This is a genomic window from Methylobacterium sp. WL119, from assembly GCF_008039875.1.
Taxonomy (GTDB): Bacteria; Pseudomonadota; Alphaproteobacteria; order Rhizobiales; family Beijerinckiaceae; genus Methylobacterium.
Genome location: NZ_VRUU01000083.1, coordinates 1 through 20886, shown reverse-complemented (window position 1 = coordinate 20886; position 20886 = coordinate 1). Strand labels below are relative to the sequence as shown.

Sequence of the window (20886 nt, the reverse complement as noted above, 5' to 3'; positions counted from 1 at the left end):
GCGCCGAGGGCCGCGGCCGGGACGGCGGCGAGGCCACGCTGTCCGAGTCCCCCCTGTCCGAAGGCGCCGCGTTCGAAGCCGACGCGTCGCCCGACGAGGCCGGCGATCCGATCGCCGAGCTGCAGCCGGAGCAGCCGGTGAGCGCCGAGGCCGTCGCCGAGGCGATCGCCGCGGCCGTGCCGCCTGTCGAGACCGCGGTCGAGCTGCCGGTCTCGAGCCCGGTGGAGGCGGCGCCCGCCGAAGCCCCGGCGCAGCCTTCCGCCGAGCCTTCCGCCGAGCCGGCCGCCGCCGAGGAGCCCGCGCCCGCAGCCCCCGCACGGGCTCCGGAGCCGGTGGCGGTGGTGCTCAGCGAGCCGTCCGATCCCGACCGGCCGAAGCGGGCCGGCTGGTGGTCGCGCACCAAGGCGGCGCTCACCGGCGAATGAGCCTGCGCGAGACGGGCTGAACCGGATCCGGCTCACGACACCCCGTGTCGTGAGCCGAATTTTTAGGGGCATGGACATGTATCGGCCGCTGGCGGCCGGGTGGAGCGCCGTTCCTGCGTCCGCCACCGCCGGTCGCGCCGGGCAAGCCCCACGGCCCACGGCAACGGGTCGAGGTCCCGGGAACAGCCGAATGTCGGCCGCTCTTCGAGCAAACGCGCCCGGTCTAAACCCCTTATTGACCTATTCCATCTTAGGTTGAAGCTTTACGGCAGGGGACACAATCGATGTTGAGCTACTTCCGCAAAGCCAGGACTGAAAGGCCGGCCCTTTCGGTAGTCGCTCCCGCCAGCGTTGCCCCCGCCGTCCTCGACCGCGTTGCCGACGAGGCCCCCGCGCCGGTCGCGCCGCCGGCCGACCCCGAGACGTTGCGGCTGCCCGGGCGCCTGTCGGCCGCGGCCTCCTCGGCCGGGACCTCGATCGGCTGGCTCACCCACGATTCCGCCCAGGTCGCCGACCAGGCCCGGCTGATCGCGGCGGCGAGCGAGGAACTGGCCGCCTCGACCAGCGAGATCGCCGCCCGCTCGCAGACCTCGGCCGAGACGGCCGAGCGTGCGCGCGAGGGCATCGTGGTCTGCGCGGCCGACATGCGCCAGGCCGGCGAGCGGATGCAGGAGATCCAGGTCGGCACGTCCGAGATCGGCGGGCGCCTCGAAGGCTTCGCGGCGGCCGCGCGGCGGATCGAGGAGATGGCGACCGCGATCGCCTCGATCTCGGCCCAGACCAACCTGCTGGCGCTCAACGCCACCATCGAGGCGGCGCGCGCCGGCGAGGCGGGGCGGGGCTTCGCCGTCGTCGCCGGCGAGGTGAAGGCGCTGTCGGGCCAGACCGCCCGCGCCACCGACGAGATCCGCGCGCGGCTCTCCGCGCTCCAGACGGAGCTGTCGGCGATGCACGCCGCGGTCGGCCACAGCCGCGCCGCGGTCGCGGCGGGCTCCGAGGTGATGGACCGCGCCAACGCCCGCGTCGAGGCGGAGAGCGCGGCGGTCGCCGAGGCCGCCTCGGAGATGCGGGCGATGGCCGAGGTGATGGAGCAGCAGATCCTCGCCACCGGCGAGATCGCGACCAATGTCGGCCGGATCGCCGCCGGCACCGAGAAGTCCCGCGGCGAGATCCAGGACGCGATCGGCCAGCTCGAGGCGCTCGAAGCGATGAGCCGCACCCTGCTCGACCGCATGGACGGCGACCCGCTCACCCTCGCCCTCGCCCGCCTGCCGGCCGACTGCGCCGCCTGGAAGCGCCGCCTCGCCTCGGTGCTGATCGGCGCGGTGCCGCATACCGGCATGATGATGATCACCGTCGATCCGATCCTGCCCGCCGGCGTCCGCGCCGGCGTCGCCGATGCCGCCGCCCGCGCGGCTGCCCTCTGCGCCGGGGTGAAGGCGCAGGACTGGACCGCTGCGACCGCCGCCTTCCAGGCCTTCGAGGCGGCGACCGCGACGGCGCTGGCCGCCGCCTCGGTCGCGGACGCCGCCGTCCTGGCGGCCTGACCGGGGCGTCCGCGCCGCGCTCACGCCAGCCAGATTCGCAGGCGCCGCACCGCTTCCCGGCACTCGGCCTCCGAGCCGGCGAAGGAGAACCGGACGTGGTGGTGGCCGGCCTCCCGGTCGAAGTCGAGGCCGGGGGTGGCCGCCACGCCGGCCTCGTCGAGCATCCGCCGGCAGAAGGCGGAGGCGTCGTTGGTGAGGCGGGCCACGTCCGCGTAGAGGTAGAACGCGCCGTCGACCGGATGCGTCCGCCCGAGGCCGAGGCCCGGGAACGCGTCGAGCAGGATCGCGCGGTTGCGGGCGTAGCCGTCGCGCACCGCGTCGAGTTCCTCGGTGGCGTCGAAGGCGGCGAGCGCGCCGACCTGCGAGAGGGTGGGCGCCGAGATGTAGAGGTGCTGCGCCAGCCGCTCGATCGGGCGCACGAGGGCGTCGGGCACCACCATCCAGCCGACGCGCCAGCCGGTCATGCAGTGGTACTTCGAGAACGAGTTGATCACGATCGCGTCCGGGTCGAACCGCAGGGCGGTCGTCGTCGGCACGCCGTAGCCGAGCCCGTGGTAGATCTCGTCGGAAACGAAGGGCAGGCCGAGCGCCCGCGCCGCCGCGCACAACTCCGCCAGCGCCGCCTCGCCGATCACCGTGCCCGAGGGGTTGGCCGGGCTCATCACCAGAACGCCCGAGAGGGCGTGCGCGGCATGAATCTCCCGCAGCAGCGCGGCGGTGGGGGCGTAGCGGTCGGCCGCGCGGAGCCGCATCGGCACCGGCACCAGGTCGAGGGCCGCGAGGATGTTGTGATAGGCCGGGTAGCCCGGCTGGGGCACGCCGACGCGGGCGCCGGCGTCGAACAGGCTCAGGAACGCCAGGATGAAGCCGGCCGACGAGCCGGTGGTGACCACGACCCGCTCCGGCGCCACCGCGACGCCGTAACGCTCGCGGTAGTCCCGCGCGATGCGCTCGCGCAGCTCCGGCATCCCCAGGGCCTCGGTGTAGGGCACCCGGCCGCCCTCGAGCGCGCGCTGCGCGGCGGCGATCACCGCCCGCGGCGCCGGCGCCGAGGGCTGCCCGACCTCCATCCGCACCACGTCCTCGCCGGCGCGCGCCTTCCCGGCGGCGGCGGCCATCACGTCCATGGCGAGGAAGGGCGCGACGGCGGCGGCACGGCGGGAGATGGGGATCATCGGATGCTTGTACCCGGGCGGCGGCCGCGGGTCAGCCCTCGGACGGGTCGGCGATGCTGCGCAACCCCCCTCAATGCCCGACGAACCCCGCCGCCATGTTGACGGCGAGCGCCAGCACGCCGGTGTTGAACAGGTAGGCGTAGACCGTCTGCACGGTGGCGATCCGGCGCATGCGCTTGCTGGTGATGTTGGTGTCCGAGGTGGCCGCCGCCGCGCCGATGGTGACGGTGAAGTACAGGAAGTCCCAGAAGTCGGGGGCGTCGTCGCCGTGGAAGTCGAGGCCGCCGCGGCTCTCGCCGGGCGCGTCGTCGCCGTAGTAGACGTGGGCGTAGTGGATCGTGAAGACGAGCTGCACGAAGGCCCAGGTGCACAGCACGGTCGCCCCGGCGAGCGTCAGGTCGAAGACCTTGCCGGCGCCGCTCGCCTTGCCGCCGAGCACCAGCACGCCGACGGCGGCGAAGCTCGCCGCGGCCGCGAGCAGCGTGAACACCGTCACCAGGGCCGCGCTGTCGTCGAGGCGCGACGCCTGCAGGCGCAGGGCGTCGCGCGACTGCCCGGTGGATTGGTGGACGATCAGCACCGCGTAGGCCACGATCCCGGCGCACCAGCCGGCGAGCAGGCGGGTGACGAGGTCGTCGCCCGGCATCAGCAGCGCGCCCGCGGCCATGATGCCGAACGCCGCGAGCAGGCGCGGGCGGAGCCGGAAGGCCCGGATGGGATTGATCATCGGCGTGACGCCTCGCGGGAGAAACTTCGATCGGGCACGACGGGATTTGACCCGCCGCCGTGAAAACGCCTAACCCGGCCGATAGCGGACCGGCCAGACCCCGGTCCGGCCCGCCCGCCGCGCCCGCCCAGCGAGGACGTATGCCTCTCTCCCGTTTCCTCTCGGCCTCCCGCCGCGCGCTGCTGCTCGCCGTCCCCTTGGCCGTTCCCTTGGCCATGCCCCTCGGCCTCCCGGCCCGGGCGCAGACCGCGCCGGCCGCGCCCTTCACCGATGCGCAGCGCGCCGGGATCGAGGCGATCGTCAAGGACTACCTGATCAAGAACCCCGACGTGCTGCAGGAGGCGATCGCCGAGGGCGAGAAGCGCCAGGCCGAGACCCAGCGCCTGGCCCAGGCCGCCGCGCTCAAGGAATCGCAGAAGGCGCTGCTCGACAGCCCGCACGACGTCGTCGCCGGCAACCCGGCGGGCGACGTCACGATGATCGAGTTCTTCGACTACAATTGCGGCTATTGCCGCAAGGCGCTCGGCGACGTGCAGGCGCTGATCAAGGCCGATCCGAAGCTGCGCGTGGTGATCAAGGATTTCCCGGTGCTCGGCCCGGAATCGCTCGAGGCCAGCCAGATCGCGCTCGCCGCCAAGCAGCAGCTCAAGGGCGACAAGCTGTTCGAGTTCCACCAGAAGCTGCTCGAATCCAAGGGCCGGGCGAACGGCGCCAAGGCCCTCGACGTCGCCAAGGCGATGGGGCTCGACGTGGCCCGGCTGCAGAAGGACGCCCAGGGCCCCGAGGTGAAGGCGGCGCTCACCGAGAACCGCGGCCTCGGCGACAAGCTCGGCCTGTCCGGCACGCCCGCCTTCATCATCGGCGACGAGATCATCCCCGGCGCCGTCGGCGTCGACCCGATCCGCAAGACCATCGCCGACGTCCGCCAGTGCGGCCACGCCTCCTGCTGAGGCGAGAAAGGGTGTCGCGAACGCGCCCGGTCGTCTAAGACCGGCGCCTTCGCGGGATCCGGGCCCCGGTCGCGCGGCCGCGCCGGCGGATCGGCGCCGCCGCGGCGGTCACCCCAATCCCAGGTCAAGCCCCCAGAAGACAGGCCCGATGTCCAAGCACGACCCCATCGATGCCGATCTCGTGCGCGAGCTCGCCAACCTCGTCACCGAGACCGGCCTGTCCGAGATCGAGGTCGAGAAGGGGGATCTCCGCATCCGCGTCGTCCGCCGGATCGAGCCCGTGAGCGTCCAGATGGCCGCGCCCGCCGCGATGGCGGCCCCGGCGGCGCTCGCGCCCGTGCCGAGCCCCGGCCCCGGCGCCGCCCCCGAGCGCGGCAAGACCCATCCCGGCGCCGTGCCGTCGCCGATGGTCGGCACCGCCTACCTGCGCCCCTCGCCCGAGGCGAAGGCCTTCGTCGAGGTCGGCTCCCGGGTCGAGGTCGGCGACAAGCTGCTGCTGATCGAGGCGATGAAGACCTTCAACGAGATCGTCGCGCCCCGCGCCGGCACGGTGGCCGCGATCTTCGTCGAGGACGGGCAGCCGGTCGAGTACGGCGAAGCCCTGATCGTCATCGAGTAGTCGGGCGCGCCTGTCCCCACCCGAACCGCGCACCCTCCGCTCGAAAGCGCCCCTGCCATGTTCGACAAGATCCTGATCGCCAACCGCGGCGAGATCGCGCTTCGCATCCTCCGGGCGTCGAAGGAGCTCGGCATCAAGACCGTGGCGGTGCACTCGACGGCCGACGCCGACGCGATGCACGTGCGGCTCGCCGACGAGAGCGTCTGCATCGGCCCGCCGGCCGCCCGCGACAGCTACCTCAACATCCCCTCGATCATCGCCGCCTGCGAGATCACCGGCGCCGACGCGGTCCATCCCGGCTACGGCTTCCTCTCGGAGAACGCACGCTTCGCCGAGGTGCTGGCCCACCACGAGATCGGCTTCATCGGCCCCAAGGCCGAGCACATCCGGATCATGGGCGACAAGATCGAGGCCAAGCGCACCGCGCTCAAGCTCGGCATCCCGTGCGTGCCCGGCTCCGACGGCGGCATCGAGGACCCGGAGGAGGCCAAGCGCGTCGCCGCCGAGATCGGCTACCCGGTGCTGGTCAAGGCGGCGGCCGGCGGCGGCGGGCGCGGCATGAAGGTGGCGCGCTCGGAAGCCGAGCTGAGCCAAGCGCTCGGCATGGCCCGCTCCGAGGCCAAGGCGGCGTTCGGCGACGACGCGGTCTACCTGGAGAAGTACCTCACCAACCCGCGCCACATCGAGGTGCAGGTGCTGGGCGACGGCCGCGGCGGCGCGGTGCACCTGGCCGAGCGCGACTGCTCGCTCCAGCGCCGGCACCAGAAGGTCTGGGAGGAGGGCGGCTCGCCCGCGCTCAACGAGGCGATGCGGGCCGAGATCGGCGAGATCTGCGCCGACGCGATGCGCAAGCTCGGCTACCTCGGCGCCGGCACCGTCGAGTTCCTGTACGAGGACGGGCGGTTCTACTTCATCGAGATGAACACGCGGATCCAGGTGGAGCATCCCGTCACCGAGATGATCACCGGCATCGACCTCGTGATCGAGCAGATCCGGGTCGCGGCCGGCGGCGCCCTGTCGGTGGCGCAGGGCGACATCAAGGTCGAGGGGCACGCCATCGAGTGTCGCATCAACGCCGAGCACCCGGCGACCTTCCGGCCCTCGCCCGGCCTCATCACCTACTACCACCCGCCCGGCGGCCTCGGCGTGCGCGTCGACTCGGCCGCCTTCCAGGGCTACCGCGTGCCGCCGCACTACGATTCGCTGATCGGCAAGCTCATCGTCCACGGCCGCACCCGCAACGAGTGCCTGATGCGCCTGCGCCGGGCGCTCGACGAGTTCGTCATCGACGGCGTCGACACCACGCTGCCGCTGTTCCGCACCCTGGTGCGCAACCCCGACGTCCAGAACGGCGCCTACGACATCCACTGGCTCGAGCATTTCCTGGAGGGGGGCGGCCTCGACGCCTGATCTCGTCGCGGCGGATCGGCGCGAAACCGGTCTTCGGCACGCCCGCGCGGGGCTCGAGCCGGGCCCGTATCCAGGATCCCGCGGGGATGATCCGGATTCGATGCGGGGCGTCGGCCGGTGGAACCGGAACGGAAGCGCCCGCCGCCCGTTGCTCGGTCCCATCGCACGCCATCGAAACGGATCTCCATGCGCCTCGCATCCCTCGCCCTCGTCGGCGCCCTGATCTCCGGCCCCGCCCTCGCCCAGGATGCCGGCAACGTCGGCCAGCCCTCGCGCGCCGTGCCCCAGGCCGGCCAGACCACCGGCGGCCCGCGCGACACGGCACCCGGCGCCGGCGGCGCGATGACCACCGGCAGCACCGCCACCCGCCCGGCCGGCGAGATGGGCGCGACCCCCGGCGCCGGTGCCGTCGACTCCGCCAAGGGCGGCAACGCCGACCAGACCAACAAGATGGCCCCCAACGCCGGCGCCACCTCGGGCGGCCCCGCCCGCTGATTCGCTCCGCCCGTCGCGAATCGCGAGGCCGGTTCCCGGAAGGGAGCCGGCCTTTTCGTTTTCCCGTCCTTCGCTGCGGCGACCCGGACAGATCGTTCGAGGCGCCGACCGGCCCCCTCTCCCGCACGGGAGAGGGGACCTGCGTTGTTTCCGGCCGCGACGCGGACGCATGACGGCCGGCGCGGTGGGCAGCGCAAGCCCGCCGCACCACCCAGGCTGGACATCCCACCGCCGCCGGACTGGAATGGCCGCATCAGGCGAAGGCCGGCACGGGAGGCGACGATGTCCGATCCGATCGTGATCGCGGGGGCGGCGCGCACGCCGATGGGCGCGTTCCAGGGGGAGCTGGCGCGGGTGGCGGCCCCGGAGCTCGGCGCCGCGGCGATCCGCGCGGCGGTGGCGCGGGCCGGGCTTCCCGCCGACGGCGTGTCCGAGGTGGTGATGGGCTGCGTCCTGCCGGCGGGCCTCGGCCAGGCGCCGGCGCGCCAGGCGGCGCTCGGGGCCGGCCTGTCCGAGGCGACCCCGTGCGCAACCCTGAACAAGGTCTGCGGCTCGGGCATGAAGGCGCTGATGCTCGGCCACGACATGATCGCGGCGGGCTCGGCCGGGACCGTGGTGGCGGGCGGCATGGAATCGATGTCGAACGCGCCCTACCTCCTCGACAAGGCGCGGGGCGGCCAGCGCCTCGGCCACGGGCGCATGCTCGACCACATGTTCCTGGACGGGCTGGAGGACGCCTACGATCGCGGCCGCCTGATGGGCACCTTCGCCGAGGACACCGCGCAAGCCTACCAGTTCACGCGGGAGGCGCAGGACGCCTACGCCCTCGAATCGCTGGCCCGCGCCACCCGCGCGACGGCGGAGGGCGCCTTCGCCGACGAGATCGTCCCCGTCGGCGGGGCCGCGACCGACGAGGGTCCACGCCGGGCCCGGCCCGAGAAGATCCCGACCCTCAAGCCCGCCTTCCGGCCCGACGGCACGGTGACGGCGGCCAACGCCTCGTCGATCTCGGACGGGGCAGCGGCCCTGGTGCTGATGCGCCGGTCGCAGGCCGAGCGCGGCGGCGTCGCGCCGCTGGGCATCGTCCGCGGGCACGCGAGCCACGCCGCGGCGCCGGCCTGGTTCTCGACCGCGCCGATCGGCGCGATCGGCAGGCTCCTCGACAAGGTCGGCTGGCGGGCCGGCGACGTCGACCTCTACGAGATCAACGAGGCCTTCGCGGTGGTGGCGATGGCCGCGATGCGCGACCTCGACCTGCAGCCCGACCGCGTCAACGTCCACGGCGGCGCCTGCGCCCTCGGCCACCCGATCGGCGCCTCGGGCGCCCGCATCGTGGTGACGCTGCTGGCCGCGCTCGCCCGCACCGGAGGCCGCCGCGGCATCGCGGCGCTCTGCATCGGCGGCGGCGAGGCGACGGCGATCGCGGTGGAGCGGACGTCCTGAAGCAGGGTCGAGCGTGGCGGATACCGCCTCGCGTGAAGACAATGCGACCACGCCATGAGCCGGTGCTCGTTCCGTGATACGAGGATCGCAAAAAGGGTGCTAGCCGGCGAGCCGACGGTTCGGGGCGGCCGCAACGGCGACCGCCGATTCCCCGAGGCGGGGTCGGTCGCCGAACCGGTGCACGACGTGGCGGCCCAGCGCGATCGCCGGCCTCTCGATCCATCGATACATCAGCGTCGCGACGCCGACGGTCACGAGCGCGGTCGCCGCGGCGAAAACGTGGACCGGAACGACCGGCTCGTATCCCGCCAGCGCGTGCTCGAGCACGACCTGGACCACGGGCCCGAACAGGTAGATCGAATAGCTGATCGCACCGAGGCCGACGAAGACCCGTCCTTCGATCCTGACCTTCACGGCGAGGAGCGCGAAGAGCGCCATCGCCAGCCAGTAGGTGATGACGTACTTCACCCAGCTCTCGTGAAAACCCATGTCGCGATTGTAGGCGAGCACGGACACCAGTGGCACGGCGAGGATCAGCGCCGCCGTCACCAGGGCCGATGCGGAGCCCCAGCCCGCCCGCTGCTCGAAGACATGGTAGCGCAGGCACAGGCCCCAGAACATCACGGCGAGCGAGAGCGGCACCGCCACGGGGAACTTGCGTTCCAGATGGAAGCGCAGGCCGGCCAGGACGACGGCGGCCGCGATGAGCGAGAGCGCGCAGACCACGGCACCCGTGCGGTCGTCGAGGCGACCGATGACGAACAGGCCCACGCAGATGGCGTAGAAGATCAGCTCGATCTGGAGCGTCCAATACAGGCCGATGATGTTCTCCACGCCGAGGAACTGCTGCAGCATGGTCATGTTGGCCGGCACGAGCAGGTTCGGCACGTCGCGGCCGGCCCACACGAACAGGACGAGCAGGCCGCACGGGATCGAGAGCCAGTAGGCGGGATAGAGGCGGAAGAACCGCGAGACGGCGAAGGCCAGGACCGGTCGGCGGCTCGGCTTGAAGAGCGAGAACGGGACGACGAAGCCGGAGACGGCGAAGAACAGCGTGACCGCGATCTTGCCGACGTCGAGATACGCGGTCAGGTGCCCGAGCAGGTCTCGCTCCAGCGGAGACGGCCCGAGCTGAGCCCTGAGACCGAATTCGACGGTATGGGCGTAGATCACCGCCAAGGCGGCTAAGCCGCGGATCGAATCGATGCAGTGGAGGCGGCGCATGACGGCATCGATCACGTTCGCCCTCGGATGCAGGGCGCGGCGACGATTGCAGGCGGTCCGAGTCTCGACAAGCCGCTTCGAAGGGCTTGGTTAAAGGCCGGCCGGCGACGCGACGGGTGCCCCGCGGAGGCTCGACGATCGGCAGGATTCGCCGTGGATCGGCGCAAAACACCTGAGGCGGGATCGTCGAGGCAGGCAGGAAGGCGAACCGGATCCGACCAGAGACGCACATCGAGCCCGATAGGTCCGATCGAACGCCGGAGCGGTCGTCCTCGATCGGGGAGCCCGGCCGTCGGGCGAAGGTCCGCGCGGCATCGTCAACGCAAGGCTTCGTCGCCCGAGGACGCCGGCTTGGCGGAGCGCCCGCCTCGCGGCCGCGGCCCTGCGAGGCGGGGTCGGCGGCGACCGAAGCCGAACGCGATGCGCGGTCCGCGTTCGGCCGCTAGCGTTTGCGGGAGGCTAGGCCGCCACGCCGGTCCCGATCGGGCAGGCGACGCCCGTGCCGCCGAGGCCGCAATAGCCGGCCGGGTTCTTGGCCAGGTACTGCTGGTGGTAGGCCTCGGCGAAATAGAAGGTCTGGCCGGAGACGATCTCGGTGGTGACGTCCGGGAAGCCGCGGGCCTTCAGCGCGGCGGCGTAGGCCGAGCGCACGGCCTTGGCCGTCGCCTCCTGCGCGGGATCGGTGAGGTAGATGCCGGACCGGTACTGCGTGCCGACGTCGTTGCCCTGGCGGTACCCTTGCGTCGGGTCGTGGCTCTCGAAGAAGGTCTTGAGCACGGATTCGAGCGGCAGCACCGCCGGATCGAAGGCGACCAGCACGACCTCGTTGTGCCCGGTGCGGCCGGAGCAGACCTCCTCGTAGGTCGGGTTGGGGGTGTACCCGCCCTGGTAGCCCACCGCCGTGACGAACACGCCCGCGGGCAGCTGCCAGAACTTGCGCTCCGCGCCCCAGAAGCAGCCGAAGCCGAGGCCGATCGTCTCGGTGCCCGGCGGGTACGGGCCCTTGAGCGGGTTGCCGTTGACGAAGTGGGTCTCGGCGGTCGGCAGCGGATCGGGGCGGCCGGGCAGCGCGTCGGCCGGGCTCGGCATCTCGGCCTTCTTGCGGAACATCTGCAGCATCGGGCATCCTTCGGGCGGCGGGTTCGCGTCAAACCCGTATATGGGGTCGCCCGCCCGGTTGATGAAGCGGCCGGTCGCCTCAGGAGCGCGTGAGGAACCCGATCGGCTCGCGCGCCGGCTGCCCGAGCCAGAGCAGCACCGCGCCGAGGCCGAGGCCGAGCAGCGAGGCCGGCGCCAGGGTGAGCGGCAGCACCGCGAGGTTCCACAGCCACGGCGCCACGCCCTCGACCGTGGCCTGGAGCGCGCTCGCCTTGTCCTTGAACAGCGTGAACAGCAATTCGCTCAGCGGCGTGATCCGCAGGCCGTTGTTGGCGACCGAGCGGGCGCCGTCGTAGACCAGGGCCACGAAGCCGCCGGCCAGCAGCATGAAGCCGAGGAGGCGCAGGAGGAAACGGAACATCGTCGGGTCTCGGGAGCACGCGCGTCGGCCGGTCCGGAGGGCGTACGAGCCCCGCCCCCGCCGCGCAAGCGGTTGCCGCGCCCGCGCCCGCCGTGCCACAGGGGCGGCCCCGGCGACAGGAACCGACCACCCGTGACCATCCGCGTACAGGCCCCGGTGCCGCCGGCCCTCGTCATCTTCGATTGCGACGGCGTTCTGGTGGACAGCGAGCCCCTGAGCCTCGCCTGCCTCACCGCCGGGCTCAACCGCATCGGCGTCGCGATCGACGTCGAGACCGTGCGGGCGCGCTTCGCCGGCACCTCCATGGCCTCGATCATGGGCCACGTCGCGCGCGACTACGGCGTCACGGCGCCCGAGGGGTTCGTCGCGGCGGTGAAGGCCGAGACCCTGGCGATCTTCGACGCGGAGCTGCGCGCCATGGCCGGGATCGCCGAGGCGGTGGCCGCCCTCTCGCTGCCGACCTGCGTCGCCTCGAGCAGCGATCCCGTGCGGCTGCGCCACTCGCTCGGCCTCACCGGCCTGCTGCCGCTGTTCGACGGGCGGATCTACTCGGCGGTCGAGGTCGCCCGCGGCAAGCCGTTTCCCGACCTGTTCCTGCACGCCGCCGCCCGGATGGGGGCCTCGCCCGACGCCTGCCTGGTGATCGAGGACAGCGTGCCCGGCGTCACCGCCGCGCGGGCGGCCGGGATGCGGGTGCTCGGCTTCACCGGCGGCGGCCATTGGGGCCACGACCGCGACGGGGCCGACCTGCTCGCGGCCGGGGCCGCGCGGGTCTATCGCGACCACCGCGACCTCGCCGCGAGCCTGGCGGCGATCGGCGCGCAGGGCTGAGGCAGGATCGGGCTGCCGCCCGGGACGGCGGCGCGGGTTTGTGCCCGAAAACTGCAAAAAAACGGAAACGGCTTCCTTTGACGCCGCGCCGGCAGATCTCCATTTTAGCGAGGTCGGCGATGTCAAGCATCGCCGACCGCGGTGATTTGAGGAGCATCGCTTGCGCCGCGTCATCAAACGCTAAAGCACTGCCGGACGACGCCGTCCTGCGGTCCTTCAACGTCAGGAGGACTCCTACCGTGATCCGATCCCCCTCGACCCCCGCTCTCCCCGTGCACGGCGCGCGTATGCGCCGGCCTCGTGGTCGCTGTCGCGGCTGACGTTCGCGCGCCGACAGACGATCCGACCGCCCAGCACCGCCGGCATCGCGACCGGCCCCGGGAGACATTCGTCATGCCACAGCTTCATCCGGCCGCGCAGGCCGCCCCGACGCACGACCTGTTCGCCGACCACCTGACCCAGCGCGCCCGCAACCGCCTGCACGCGGAGCCGCCGCCGACCCGGATCATCGAGGTGGGCGAGATCGCCGCCGGCATCGCCGTGCCCGAGCCCGGCGGGGTGCGCTTCTTCTCCTCGGCCCGTGCCTTCGACGAAATCGACGGCACGGTGTTCCGCAGCACCGAGCAGGCCGCCCGCGCCGCCCGCGAGCGGTTCCGGGCCCGCACCCGGGTGTCGGGCGCCCGACCGGGCGGGGGCAGGCCGGCCGCGGTCTGAGGGGGGCTACCCTTCTCTCCCTCCCCGCTTCAGGGGGGGAGGGAGGATCCCCCCTTACTTGCACTCCTCGCGGGTGCGCTTCATCGCCTCGCCGAAGCCGGCCAGCGCGTACTCGTCGCTGGTCGGCCGGCCGCGCATCGAGATGGTCTTGACCAGGAGCTTGGGCACCCGGCCGCTCATCTCGGAGACGACGCGGGCCTCCTCCGAGGGGTTCTGGAGCCAGGCGTTGCCGTCCTTCACCACGAGGCCGTAGCGGGCGCTGCCCAGGGTGATCGCCGGGTCGCTCGGGGCGGCGGCGGCGCCGGGCCTGGCCTGGGCGGCCGCGGGCTTGGACGGGAAGCCGAGCATCACCGCGATCTCGTTCTGGACGTTCTCGCCCTTGCGCACCGTGACGAACAGGTAGGCGGTGTCGCGCTTGAGCGTCGCCGGCGAGCGGGTCTGCGGCTGGGCGATGGCGTAGCACAGGCGGGTCTTGCCCTGGCCGCTGGCGAACACGTTCCAGTCGCCGAAGATCGCCACCGGCGTCGCCTGCTGCATGCCGGGCGGGGTCGGCGCTTCCTTCGGCGTCCGCTCGCGGCCGCCCCTGCGGCGGCGGTGGGAGGCGGCGGCCGGCGCCTCCGCCTCCTGCGCCGAGGCCGCCGAGATCCCGAGCAGCCGCGCAACCGTCGGTGCGCTGCCGGCGGGCAGCAGGCACGTCAGCGCGAGCGCGCCGAGCGGGAGCAGGCAGAGGGCTGAACGCATCGTCACTTCCCGGTCGGCTGGCCGGCGCGCCGGGCGCGCCGAGGGCTCGGTCGGCGCGACACCGGCACCGGACGCGGGAGTCATGAAGCCTGCGCGCCGCTTCGGCAAGATGGGGTCTCGGGCCGCCCGGATCGGCGCCGCCCGGCGCCGTCAGCCGGCGTGGATCTCGGCGGCGGCGTTCTGGGCCGCCATCGCCGCGACCGGCAGAGCCGGCGCCTCGCCGAGGTCGATCCGCACCGGGGGTTGCGGCGCGGTCGGCGCGGGGGCCGGCTTGGGCTGGGGATCGTTGTAGGGCGTGTTGTAGCCCTTGCGCACGGCGGCCCAGTAGGCGTCGCGCGCGAGGCCGGAGCCGACGAGGGCCGCGTCGATCATCGCGGTGGCGGTGGCGGCGAGTGCCGGGGTCTCTTCCGGCTTCGTCCAACTCTCGACGGGCATGCTCGCGGTCTCCGATGCGCTTGCGCCGCTGTAGCAGGGCTTACCTAGCTAGACCGTGAACGCGCCAGGCGGCTTTCGGTTGCTGTGCACCATTTTCAGGCAGCCGGCTCCGCGAGCCGCGCGAGCCAGCCCTCGGCCTGCGCGCGGACGTTGGCCGGGGCGGTGCCGCCGAAGCTGACCCGGCTCGCCACCGAGTTCGCGACGCCCAGCACCGCGTAGACCGCCTGCGTGATCTGCGGCTCCGCCTCCTGCATCTCGGGCAGCGACAGCGCCTCCAGCCCGACGCCCTTGGCCGAGGCCATGCCGACGAGGCGGCCGGTGACGTGGTGCGCCTGGCGGAACGGCAGCCCGAGCTCGCGCACCAGCCAGTCGGCGAGATCGGTCGCGGTGCTGTAGCCGGAGCCCGCGGCCCGCGCGAGAACCTCCGCGTTCGGCTCGAGGTCGCGGACCATGCCGGTCATCGCGGCCAGGCACAGCGACAGCGCCTGCAGCGCGTCGAAGGTGCCCTCCTTGTCCTCCTGCATGTCCTTCGAATAGGCCAGCGGCAGGCCCTTCATCACCGTGAGCAGGCCCATCAGCGCGCCGACGATGCGCCCGCTCTTGGCCCGCACCAGCTCCGCCGCGTCGGGGTTGCGCTTCTGCGGCATGATCGACGAGCCGGTGGTGTACCCGTCCGACAGCTTGACGAAGTCGAACTGCGCCGAGGTCCACACCACGAGCTCCTCGGCGAAGCGCGAGAGGTGGATCGCGCAGATCGAGGCGGCCGAGAGCGATTCGAGGGCGAAGTCGCGGTCGGCGACGGAGTCGAGGGAGTTCGCCGTCGGGCGGTCGAAGCCCAGCGCCGCGGCCGTGGCGTGCCGGTCGATCGGGAACGAGGTGCCGGCGAGCGCGGCCGCGCCCAGCGGGCACTCGTTGAGCCGGGCGCGCGCATCGCGGAAACGGCCGCGGTCGCGCGCCAGCATCTCGACATAGGCGAGGCAATGGTGCCCGAAGGTGACCGGCTGGGCCGATTGCAGGTGGGTGAAGCCCGGCATCACCGTGCCGGCATGGGCCAGCGCCTTCTCCGCCAGCGCCCGCTGTAGCCCGGCGGCCTGCGCGTCGAGGTTGTCGAGGGTGTCGCGCACCCACAGCTTCATGTCGGTGGCGACCTGGTCGTTGCGCGAGCGCGCGGTGTGCAGGCGCCCGGCGGCCGGGCCGACGATCTCGGTCAGCCGGCTCTCGACCGACATGTGGATGTCTTCGAGCTCGCGCTTGAACACGAAGCCGCCGGACTCGATCTCCGCCTGCACGGCCTTGAGGCCGCCCTCGATGGCTGCCACATCGTCGGTCGGCAGGATGCCCTGGGCGCCCAGCATCGCGACATGCGCCAGCGAGCCGCGGATGTCCTGGGGGGCGAGGCGCTTGTCGAATCCGATGGAGGCGTTGATCTCCTCCATGATCTCGGCGGGGCCGCTCGCGAAGCGTCCGCCCCACATCCGGTTGCTCATGGTCTTCCCGATCCTTCCGCTCGCGCTCGAGCATTCCCCGTGATCCCGCGATCACGGGGAATGCGCCCGCCTCTCGTGTGGTCGCATTCTCTTCACGCGCGCCGGCATCCGCCGCGCTCGAAAATGCTCTGGGGTACGCAACGATGATGCCTGGACGATTGATGGGCGCCGCGATCGGCGCCGGCCTCGTCACCGCCTTGGCCGCCGGCCTCGCCCTATACGGGACCGGTGCGGGGCCCGGCAACGCCCCCGCGCCCTGTGCCGCCTCGGCCGCGGCGGTGGCCCGGGTCGACGCCGCCGCCCGCGGGGACGTCGCGGCGATGCAGGCGCCCGAGAAGGCCCGGCCGGCACCCGACATCGCGTTCAAGGGGCCGGGCAACGGAGGGAAGGACGGGGGAGGGGAGGCCAACCTGCGGCTCTCGGATTTCCGCGGCCGCCTCGTCCTCCTGAACCTGTGGGCGACGTGGTGCGCGCCGTGCAAGGCCGAGATGCCGGCCCTCGACCGGCTCGAGGCCGCGCTCGGCGGCAAGGATTTCGCGGTGGTCGCGATCAACCTCGACACGCGCAACCTCGACAGGCCGCCGGTCTGGATGCGGGACAACGGCATCGCGCGGCTGGCCTACTACGCCGATCCCGGCGGGCGCGTGCTGCCGGCGGTGCAGCGCGACACCGGCTCGCCCGGCCTGCCGACGACCCTGCTGGTCGACCCCGCCGGCTGCACCATCGGCGTGATGAAGGGGCCGGCCGAATGGTCGAGCCCGGACGGGCTCGCGCTGATCCGGGCAGCCCTCGGGCGCACGTCCTGAGCCCGCTTCGGAGCGCGGGCGCGCTGTCCATTGGACTTTAAGGCAAGGCGCGAAGCCGGGGGCCGACGGATGATTTGCCGCGATGCCCGATTGCCTGAGGCCGGACCCTGCGCCATAGCTCGGCTATAGCCGAGGTTGGGCCATGATCTTCGTAACGGATGCAGCCGGAAAGGTGGTCTATCTCAGTGATGAATGGACTGTTCTGACCGGTCAGCAGATCGAAGACGTATCGCAACAGGGATGGAGCAAGGTCATCCATCCGGACGACCTCGCCGTCGTGCGGACCGTGGTCGCCGAGGCGAGCGTCGCCCGCAGCGAGTTCACCGTGCGCTATCGCCTGCTGTCGCCGGACGGGCGGGCGACCTGGGTCGTGGCCGGTGCGGTGCCGTCCTTCGGGCCGCCCGAGCGGACCTTCCTCGGCTTCTTCGGCGCCATCAGCCGGCTCGCGTCGCCGCCGCCCAAGAGCACGGCGACCGGGTCGCTCGGCCGCTTCACCCTGCCGTCGCCGGTGGCGGATTCCGAGCCGCGCTCGGTCTTGGAGCTGGTCGCCGACCACCTGATCACCGCGCATGCGCTGATCATGCAGGGCGGCGGCACCTGCGCGCTGGCCGCGGTCGAGGTCGCCCTGCACGAGGTCGGCCGCGAGCTCGTCCGGGCCTCCGCCACCGCGCAGGACGGCTCGAACCTGCATTAGAGCCTCGTCGCGCGCGGCGGATTCCGGCTCGCGTGCGGACGATGCGATCTCACGACAGGCCCTGACGGCGCGGCGTCGGTTCGGCGCGCCTCACGCCTCGGTGTCGGCGTCGAGGTCGCGCCCGCGGGTCTCGTGCATCATCCAGGCGGCGATCGTGCCGAGCACGCTGAACGCGACGAGGTAGTAGGCCGGCGCCAGCCGGTCGCCGGTGATCGCGATCAGCTTGTTGACGACGTAGTTCGTGCTGCCGCCGAAGATCGAGACCGAGAAGGCGTAGACGATCGAGAGCCCGGCGCTGCGCACCGCCCGCGGCAGTGATTCGGGGATCGCGACGATGATCGCCGCCGCGTTGATCGAGGACAGCGCCGACATCAGGAACGTCACCGCGTAGACCGAGGCCGCGGTCGGCGCCTGCGCCAGCCACCAGAAGGCCGGCACCGCCAGCACCACGATCGCGGCCCGCGGCCACACCAGCACCGGGCGCCGCCCGAACCGGTCGGCGAGCCAGCCGCCCAGCAGCGGGAACACCACCGAGGCGAGGCCGAGGGCGATCGGCACCGCCGTCGACACCGTCTCGGTGAGCCCCAGGGTGGCGTGCGCGTAGACCGGCATGTTGGTGCCGATGGCGTTCGAGACGGTCGAGGCGGCGATGACGACGAAGGTCAGGAGCAGCAGGCGCCCGTGCTCGCGCAGCAGCCGCACCACCACCGCGCCGGTGGAGGCCGCCGCCGCCGGATCCTCGCCCTCGCCCGCGGTCTCGGGCAGGTGGCTGCGGATGACGAGGCCGACCGGCACGACGCCGATGCCGAGCAGGAACATGACGCGCCAGCCCCAATCCGCCATCGCCGCCTCGCCGAGGACGATGGTGAGCCCCGTCGCGACGATGCCGGCGAACAGGGCGGCGCAGCCCTGGCTCGCGATCTGCCAGCTCGCCACGAAGCCGCGGTGCCTCGGGGGCGCCGCCTCCAGCAGGTAGGCGGTGGAGGGGCCGACCTCGCCGCCGAGCGCCAGCCCCTGGATCAGCCGCCCGACGATGACGATCACCTGCGCCCAGCCGCCGAGCGTCGCGTAGGACGGCGCCAGCGCCAGCATCAGCATGCCGACCGCCATCAGCGCGATGGTGATCAGCATGGCGGGCTTGCGCCCGGCCCGGTCGGCGAAGGCGCCGATCACGATGCCGCCGATCGGCCGCATCACGTAGCCGATGCCGAACAGGGCGAGCGAGGCGAGCAGGCTGTCGGTGGCGTTGTCGGACGGGAAGAACGCCGCGCCGATCGGCACGGCGAAGAAGGCGTAGAGCGTGAAGTCGTAGAACTCGAGCGCGTTGCCGAGGACCACGGCGCCGACAGCCTTGCGGTTCAGGGCCGGGTGGTCCGGTGTCGTCGTGGCGGTCATCGCGCGTCCTTGCGTCATCGGTGCCCGCATAGACGTCCCGAGCCCGGACCGCCACCGGCAGGGCTTGCCCGTGGGCGCAAACCCGGGCACCCCCGGCGCCATGACGAAGCCGCGCCCCCGTTCCGCGATCCGCACCGCGCTCGCGAGCGAGGCGGTCGGCGGCCTCGTGCTGATGGCGGCCGCCGCCTGCGCCCTCGTCGTCGCCAATACCGGGCTCGCCGGGACCTACGCCCAGGCGCTGCACGCGCCGCTCGGCCCGTTGAGCATCCAGCACTGGATCAACGACGGCCTGATGGCGGTGTTCTTCCTGCTCGTCGGCCTCGAGATCAAGCGCGAGGCGCTGGACGGCGCGTTGCGGACCTGGCCCGATCGGGCGCTACCCGGCATCGCGGCGCTCGGCGGGATGGTGGTGCCGGCCCTGGTCTACCTCGCCTTCAATGCCGGCGCCGGGACCGCGCGGGGCTGGGCGATCCCGGCGGCGACCGACATCGCCTTCGCGCTCGGCGTGCTGGCGCTGCTCGGCCGGCGGGCGCCGGTCTCGCTCAAGATCCTGCTCGGCGCGGTGGCGATCGTCGACGATCTCGGCGCCGTGCTGATCATCGCGCTGGCCTATACCGGCGGCCTCGACCCGACGATGCTCGGGCTCGCGGCCGTGGTGCTGGCGCTCCTCGTCGGCCTGAACCGCTTCGGCGTCGTCGCGCTCGCGCCCTACCTGCTGCTCGGCCTCGTGCTCTGGGTGCTGGTGCTGCGCTCGGGCGTCCACGCCACGGTGGCGGGCGTGCTGCTGGCGCTGACCATCCCGATCCGCGTGAGCCCGGGCCGGCCGGAGGACGCGACCTCGCCGCTGCACCGGCTGGAGCACGCGATCACGCCTTTCGTCGCCTTCGGGATCGTGCCGCTGTTCGGCTTCGCCAATGCCGGGGTGCCGCTGCGCGGCCTGTCGCCCACCGCCTTCCTCGACCCGGTGACGCTGGGCGTCGCGTTCGGGCTGTTCCTCGGCAAGCAGGCCGGCGTGTTCGCCGCCCTGCGCCTCGCGGTGGCGCTCGGCCTCGCGCGCCGGCCCGGCGGGGCGAGCTGGGTCCAGGTCTACGGCGTCGCCGTGCTGTGCGGTATCGGCTTCACCATGAGCCTGTTCATCGGCGCGCTCGCCTTCTCCGATGCCGCCCACGAGACGGAGGTGAAGCTCGGGGTGCTCGCCGGCTCCCTGCTCTCCGGCCTGGTCGGCGCCGCGATCCTCGGGCTCCCGTCCGCGCGGAGCCCCGCCCGGGCCTGAGCCCCGCCCGGGCCTGAGCCGGGCCCGGCGAGCCGGCTGGCGAATCCTCGAAAACGCCCCTTGCCAGCGTGGGCCGGGCGGGTCTAGCCTCTCCTCATGGCGACGCGGCCCGCCGATGCGAGGCTCCGTCGCCGGAGCGAGACGAAGAGGAGGTCTGCCATGCATGCAAGCCCCACCCACGTCCATTCCGCCGACACCGGTGCCGGTGACCAGGACGATCCGCCGAGCGCCCATCGACAGGGATAGAGGTTTTCGGGAGGGTTTTATGCGCCCGACCCCGCGGCCCCGAGCGCCGCGGGACGCACGCCGGACAGCACCCTCGAACCCGGGAACGTGGCCCCTGCCACCGGCCCGTCGGCGAAAGCCGGCGGGCTTTTCATTCGTGCCTCCCGCGTGCCGCCACGGTGCGAAGCGCGCCGCCCGCGCGTCGTCCCGTGCTCCATGCCGATCGAATGCAAAATTACTTACGTATCCGCGCCGCGCCGCCCTTGCGCGCGGAAGCCGAAGCGGTAACGTCGGGCATCATTACAGGATCGGAGAATCACCGCGGAAGAAGAGCGACGGCTAACGATTCGGTCAACGCAGCACAGGATGGTCCCCATGTCCGAGACGATTCGCGTCAAGCCTACCCAGGACGGCACCTATACGGTCTATCGTGGGTCCACCGCCTTGATCTCCGGCCTCACGCGCCTCCAGGCCGAACGCTACGAGGCCAGCATCGGCGACCGGCGGCGTTCCGGGCTTCTCGCCGCCACCGCCTGAGCCGAACGTCAGCCCAGCGCGAGCGGGCCGAGATCCATCACGGTTCCGCCCGCTCCGATCCCGCGCTGCACCGCTGAGACGACGTGGCGCCCCCCGCTCTCCGAGAACGCGTACAGGATGTAGGCTGCCCGCCGGGCGGCCTCCGACCCGTGCCCTCCGGCCTGCGCGCCGGGCCGCGCCGAGGCGGATGCGCCGCCGACCACCGGGATCGCCC

Annotated in this window: 21 protein-coding genes and 2 pseudogenes; 13 read left to right on the top strand and 10 right to left on the bottom strand. The window is 72.7% G+C overall.

The window, feature by feature from the left end; all coding sequences use genetic code 11:
* Together FV227_RS22100 and FV227_RS22095 are read left to right on the top strand one after the other, a co-directional pair.
* Positions 1–425: pseudogene (locus FV227_RS22100) on the top strand (ribonuclease E/G); the annotation flags it as partial.
* Between the two features lie 284 nt (positions 426–709).
* The gene (locus FV227_RS22095; RefSeq protein ID WP_147859911.1) at positions 710–1972 is read left to right on the top strand and encodes a methyl-accepting chemotaxis protein; all 1263 of its coding nucleotides are present in this window, start codon (positions 710–712) and stop codon (positions 1970–1972) included.
* Positions 1973–1992: 20 nt separating this feature from the next.
* On the opposite strand, the gene FV227_RS22090 is transcribed toward FV227_RS22095, so the two are convergent.
* Positions 1993–3147, bottom strand: coding sequence for an aminotransferase class I/II-fold pyridoxal phosphate-dependent enzyme (locus tag FV227_RS22090; protein WP_147859910.1), 1155 nt, complete (start codon positions 3145–3147; stop codon positions 1993–1995).
* Positions 3148–3217: 70 nt separating this feature from the next.
* On the bottom strand, positions 3218–3874 hold the full coding sequence (locus FV227_RS22085; protein ID WP_147729709.1) for a DUF1345 domain-containing protein: 657 nt from the start codon (positions 3872–3874) through the stop codon (positions 3218–3220).
* A 215-nt stretch (positions 3875–4089) separates the two neighbouring features.
* Here FV227_RS22085 and FV227_RS22080 point away from each other — a divergent pair, with 215 nt between their 5' ends.
* The 5 genes from FV227_RS22080 to FV227_RS22060 all read left to right on the top strand — a co-directional run bounded on the left by FV227_RS22080 (position 4090) and on the right by FV227_RS22060 (position 8791).
* Positions 4090–4824, top strand: coding sequence for a DsbA family protein (locus FV227_RS22080; RefSeq protein WP_147729710.1), 735 nt, complete (start codon positions 4090–4092; stop codon positions 4822–4824).
* 148 nt (positions 4825–4972) lie between these two features.
* On the top strand, positions 4973–5443 hold the full coding sequence (gene accB / locus FV227_RS22075) for an acetyl-CoA carboxylase biotin carboxyl carrier protein (protein ID WP_147859909.1): 471 nt from the start codon (positions 4973–4975) through the stop codon (positions 5441–5443).
* A 57-nt stretch (positions 5444–5500) separates the two neighbouring features.
* On the top strand, positions 5501–6853 hold the full coding sequence (gene accC / locus FV227_RS22070; RefSeq protein ID WP_147729490.1) for an acetyl-CoA carboxylase biotin carboxylase subunit: 1353 nt from the start codon (positions 5501–5503) through the stop codon (positions 6851–6853).
* A gap of 186 nt (positions 6854–7039) precedes the next feature.
* Positions 7040–7348, top strand: a complete 309-nt coding sequence (locus tag FV227_RS22065) for a hypothetical protein (RefSeq protein WP_147729489.1) — start codon at positions 7040–7042, stop codon at positions 7346–7348.
* 282 nt (positions 7349–7630) lie between these two features.
* A complete protein-coding gene (locus tag FV227_RS22060) occupies positions 7631–8791 on the top strand; it encodes an acetyl-CoA C-acyltransferase (protein WP_147859908.1) in 1161 nt (386 codons plus the stop codon).
* Between the two features lie 99 nt (positions 8792–8890).
* Here the strand turns inward: FV227_RS22060 and FV227_RS22055 are convergent, their stop codons facing one another.
* From FV227_RS22055 to FV227_RS22045, 3 genes are all read right to left on the bottom strand, one after another.
* The gene (locus FV227_RS22055; protein ID WP_147728518.1) at positions 8891–10030 is read right to left on the bottom strand and encodes an acyltransferase; all 1140 of its coding nucleotides are present in this window, start codon (positions 10028–10030) and stop codon (positions 8891–8893) included.
* 444 nt (positions 10031–10474) lie between these two features.
* Positions 10475–11131: a peptide-methionine (S)-S-oxide reductase MsrA gene (gene msrA, locus FV227_RS22050; protein ID WP_147728520.1), complete on the bottom strand. Its 657-nt coding sequence runs from the start codon at positions 11129–11131 to the stop codon at positions 10475–10477.
* Between the two features lie 82 nt (positions 11132–11213).
* A complete protein-coding gene (locus FV227_RS22045; protein WP_147859907.1) occupies positions 11214–11534 on the bottom strand; it encodes a PetM family of cytochrome b6f complex subunit 7 in 321 nt (106 codons plus the stop codon).
* A 132-nt stretch (positions 11535–11666) separates the two neighbouring features.
* Between FV227_RS22045 and FV227_RS22040 the strand changes: the two genes are divergently transcribed.
* Both FV227_RS22040 and FV227_RS22035 read left to right on the top strand, forming a co-directional pair.
* Positions 11667–12365, top strand: coding sequence for an HAD family hydrolase (locus FV227_RS22040; protein ID WP_147728516.1), 699 nt, complete (start codon positions 11667–11669; stop codon positions 12363–12365).
* Between the two features lie 393 nt (positions 12366–12758).
* Positions 12759–13079, top strand: coding sequence for a hypothetical protein (locus FV227_RS22035; RefSeq protein WP_246686605.1), 321 nt, complete (start codon positions 12759–12761; stop codon positions 13077–13079).
* A 54-nt stretch (positions 13080–13133) separates the two neighbouring features.
* Here FV227_RS22035 and FV227_RS22030 read toward each other — a convergent pair whose 3' ends face one another.
* The 3 genes from FV227_RS22030 to argH form a co-directional block, all read right to left on the bottom strand.
* Positions 13134–13820: an invasion associated locus b family protein gene (locus FV227_RS22030; RefSeq protein WP_187274900.1), complete on the bottom strand. Its 687-nt coding sequence runs from the start codon at positions 13818–13820 to the stop codon at positions 13134–13136.
* A 150-nt stretch (positions 13821–13970) separates the two neighbouring features.
* Positions 13971–14255 carry a hypothetical protein gene (locus FV227_RS22025; protein WP_147729634.1) on the bottom strand — a complete coding sequence of 95 codons (285 nt, stop codon included), beginning with the start codon at positions 14253–14255 and terminating at the stop codon, positions 13971–13973.
* 95 nt (positions 14256–14350) lie between these two features.
* Complete coding sequence (gene argH / locus FV227_RS22020) at positions 14351–15742, bottom strand: argininosuccinate lyase (RefSeq protein ID WP_147729633.1); 1392 nt, start codon at positions 15740–15742, stop codon at positions 14351–14353.
* Between the two features lie 146 nt (positions 15743–15888).
* On the opposite strand from argH, the gene FV227_RS22015 reads away from it, so the two are divergent.
* Both FV227_RS22015 and FV227_RS22010 read left to right on the top strand, forming a co-directional pair.
* Positions 15889–16548, top strand: coding sequence for a TlpA disulfide reductase family protein (locus FV227_RS22015; RefSeq protein WP_147859912.1), 660 nt, complete (start codon positions 15889–15891; stop codon positions 16546–16548).
* A gap of 142 nt (positions 16549–16690) precedes the next feature.
* A complete protein-coding gene (locus FV227_RS22010) occupies positions 16691–17242 on the top strand; it encodes a PAS domain-containing protein (RefSeq protein WP_147728680.1) in 552 nt (183 codons plus the stop codon).
* A gap of 90 nt (positions 17243–17332) precedes the next feature.
* Here the strand turns inward: FV227_RS22010 and FV227_RS22005 are convergent, their stop codons facing one another.
* On the bottom strand, positions 17333–18637 hold the full coding sequence (locus FV227_RS22005) for an MFS transporter (RefSeq protein ID WP_147728681.1): 1305 nt from the start codon (positions 18635–18637) through the stop codon (positions 17333–17335).
* A gap of 100 nt (positions 18638–18737) precedes the next feature.
* Between FV227_RS22005 and nhaA the strand changes: the two genes are divergently transcribed.
* Entirely contained in the window at positions 18738–19910 is a 1173-nt protein-coding gene (nhaA, locus tag FV227_RS22000) for a Na+/H+ antiporter NhaA (protein WP_147728682.1), read from the top strand.
* Between the two features lie 600 nt (positions 19911–20510).
* The gene (locus FV227_RS29190) at positions 20511–20672 is read left to right on the top strand and encodes a hypothetical protein (protein WP_187274899.1); all 162 of its coding nucleotides are present in this window, start codon (positions 20511–20513) and stop codon (positions 20670–20672) included.
* A gap of 8 nt (positions 20673–20680) precedes the next feature.
* Here the strand turns inward: FV227_RS29190 and FV227_RS29185 are convergent.
* Positions 20681–20886 (bottom strand): annotated as a pseudogene (locus FV227_RS29185) (metallophosphoesterase); the annotation flags it as partial.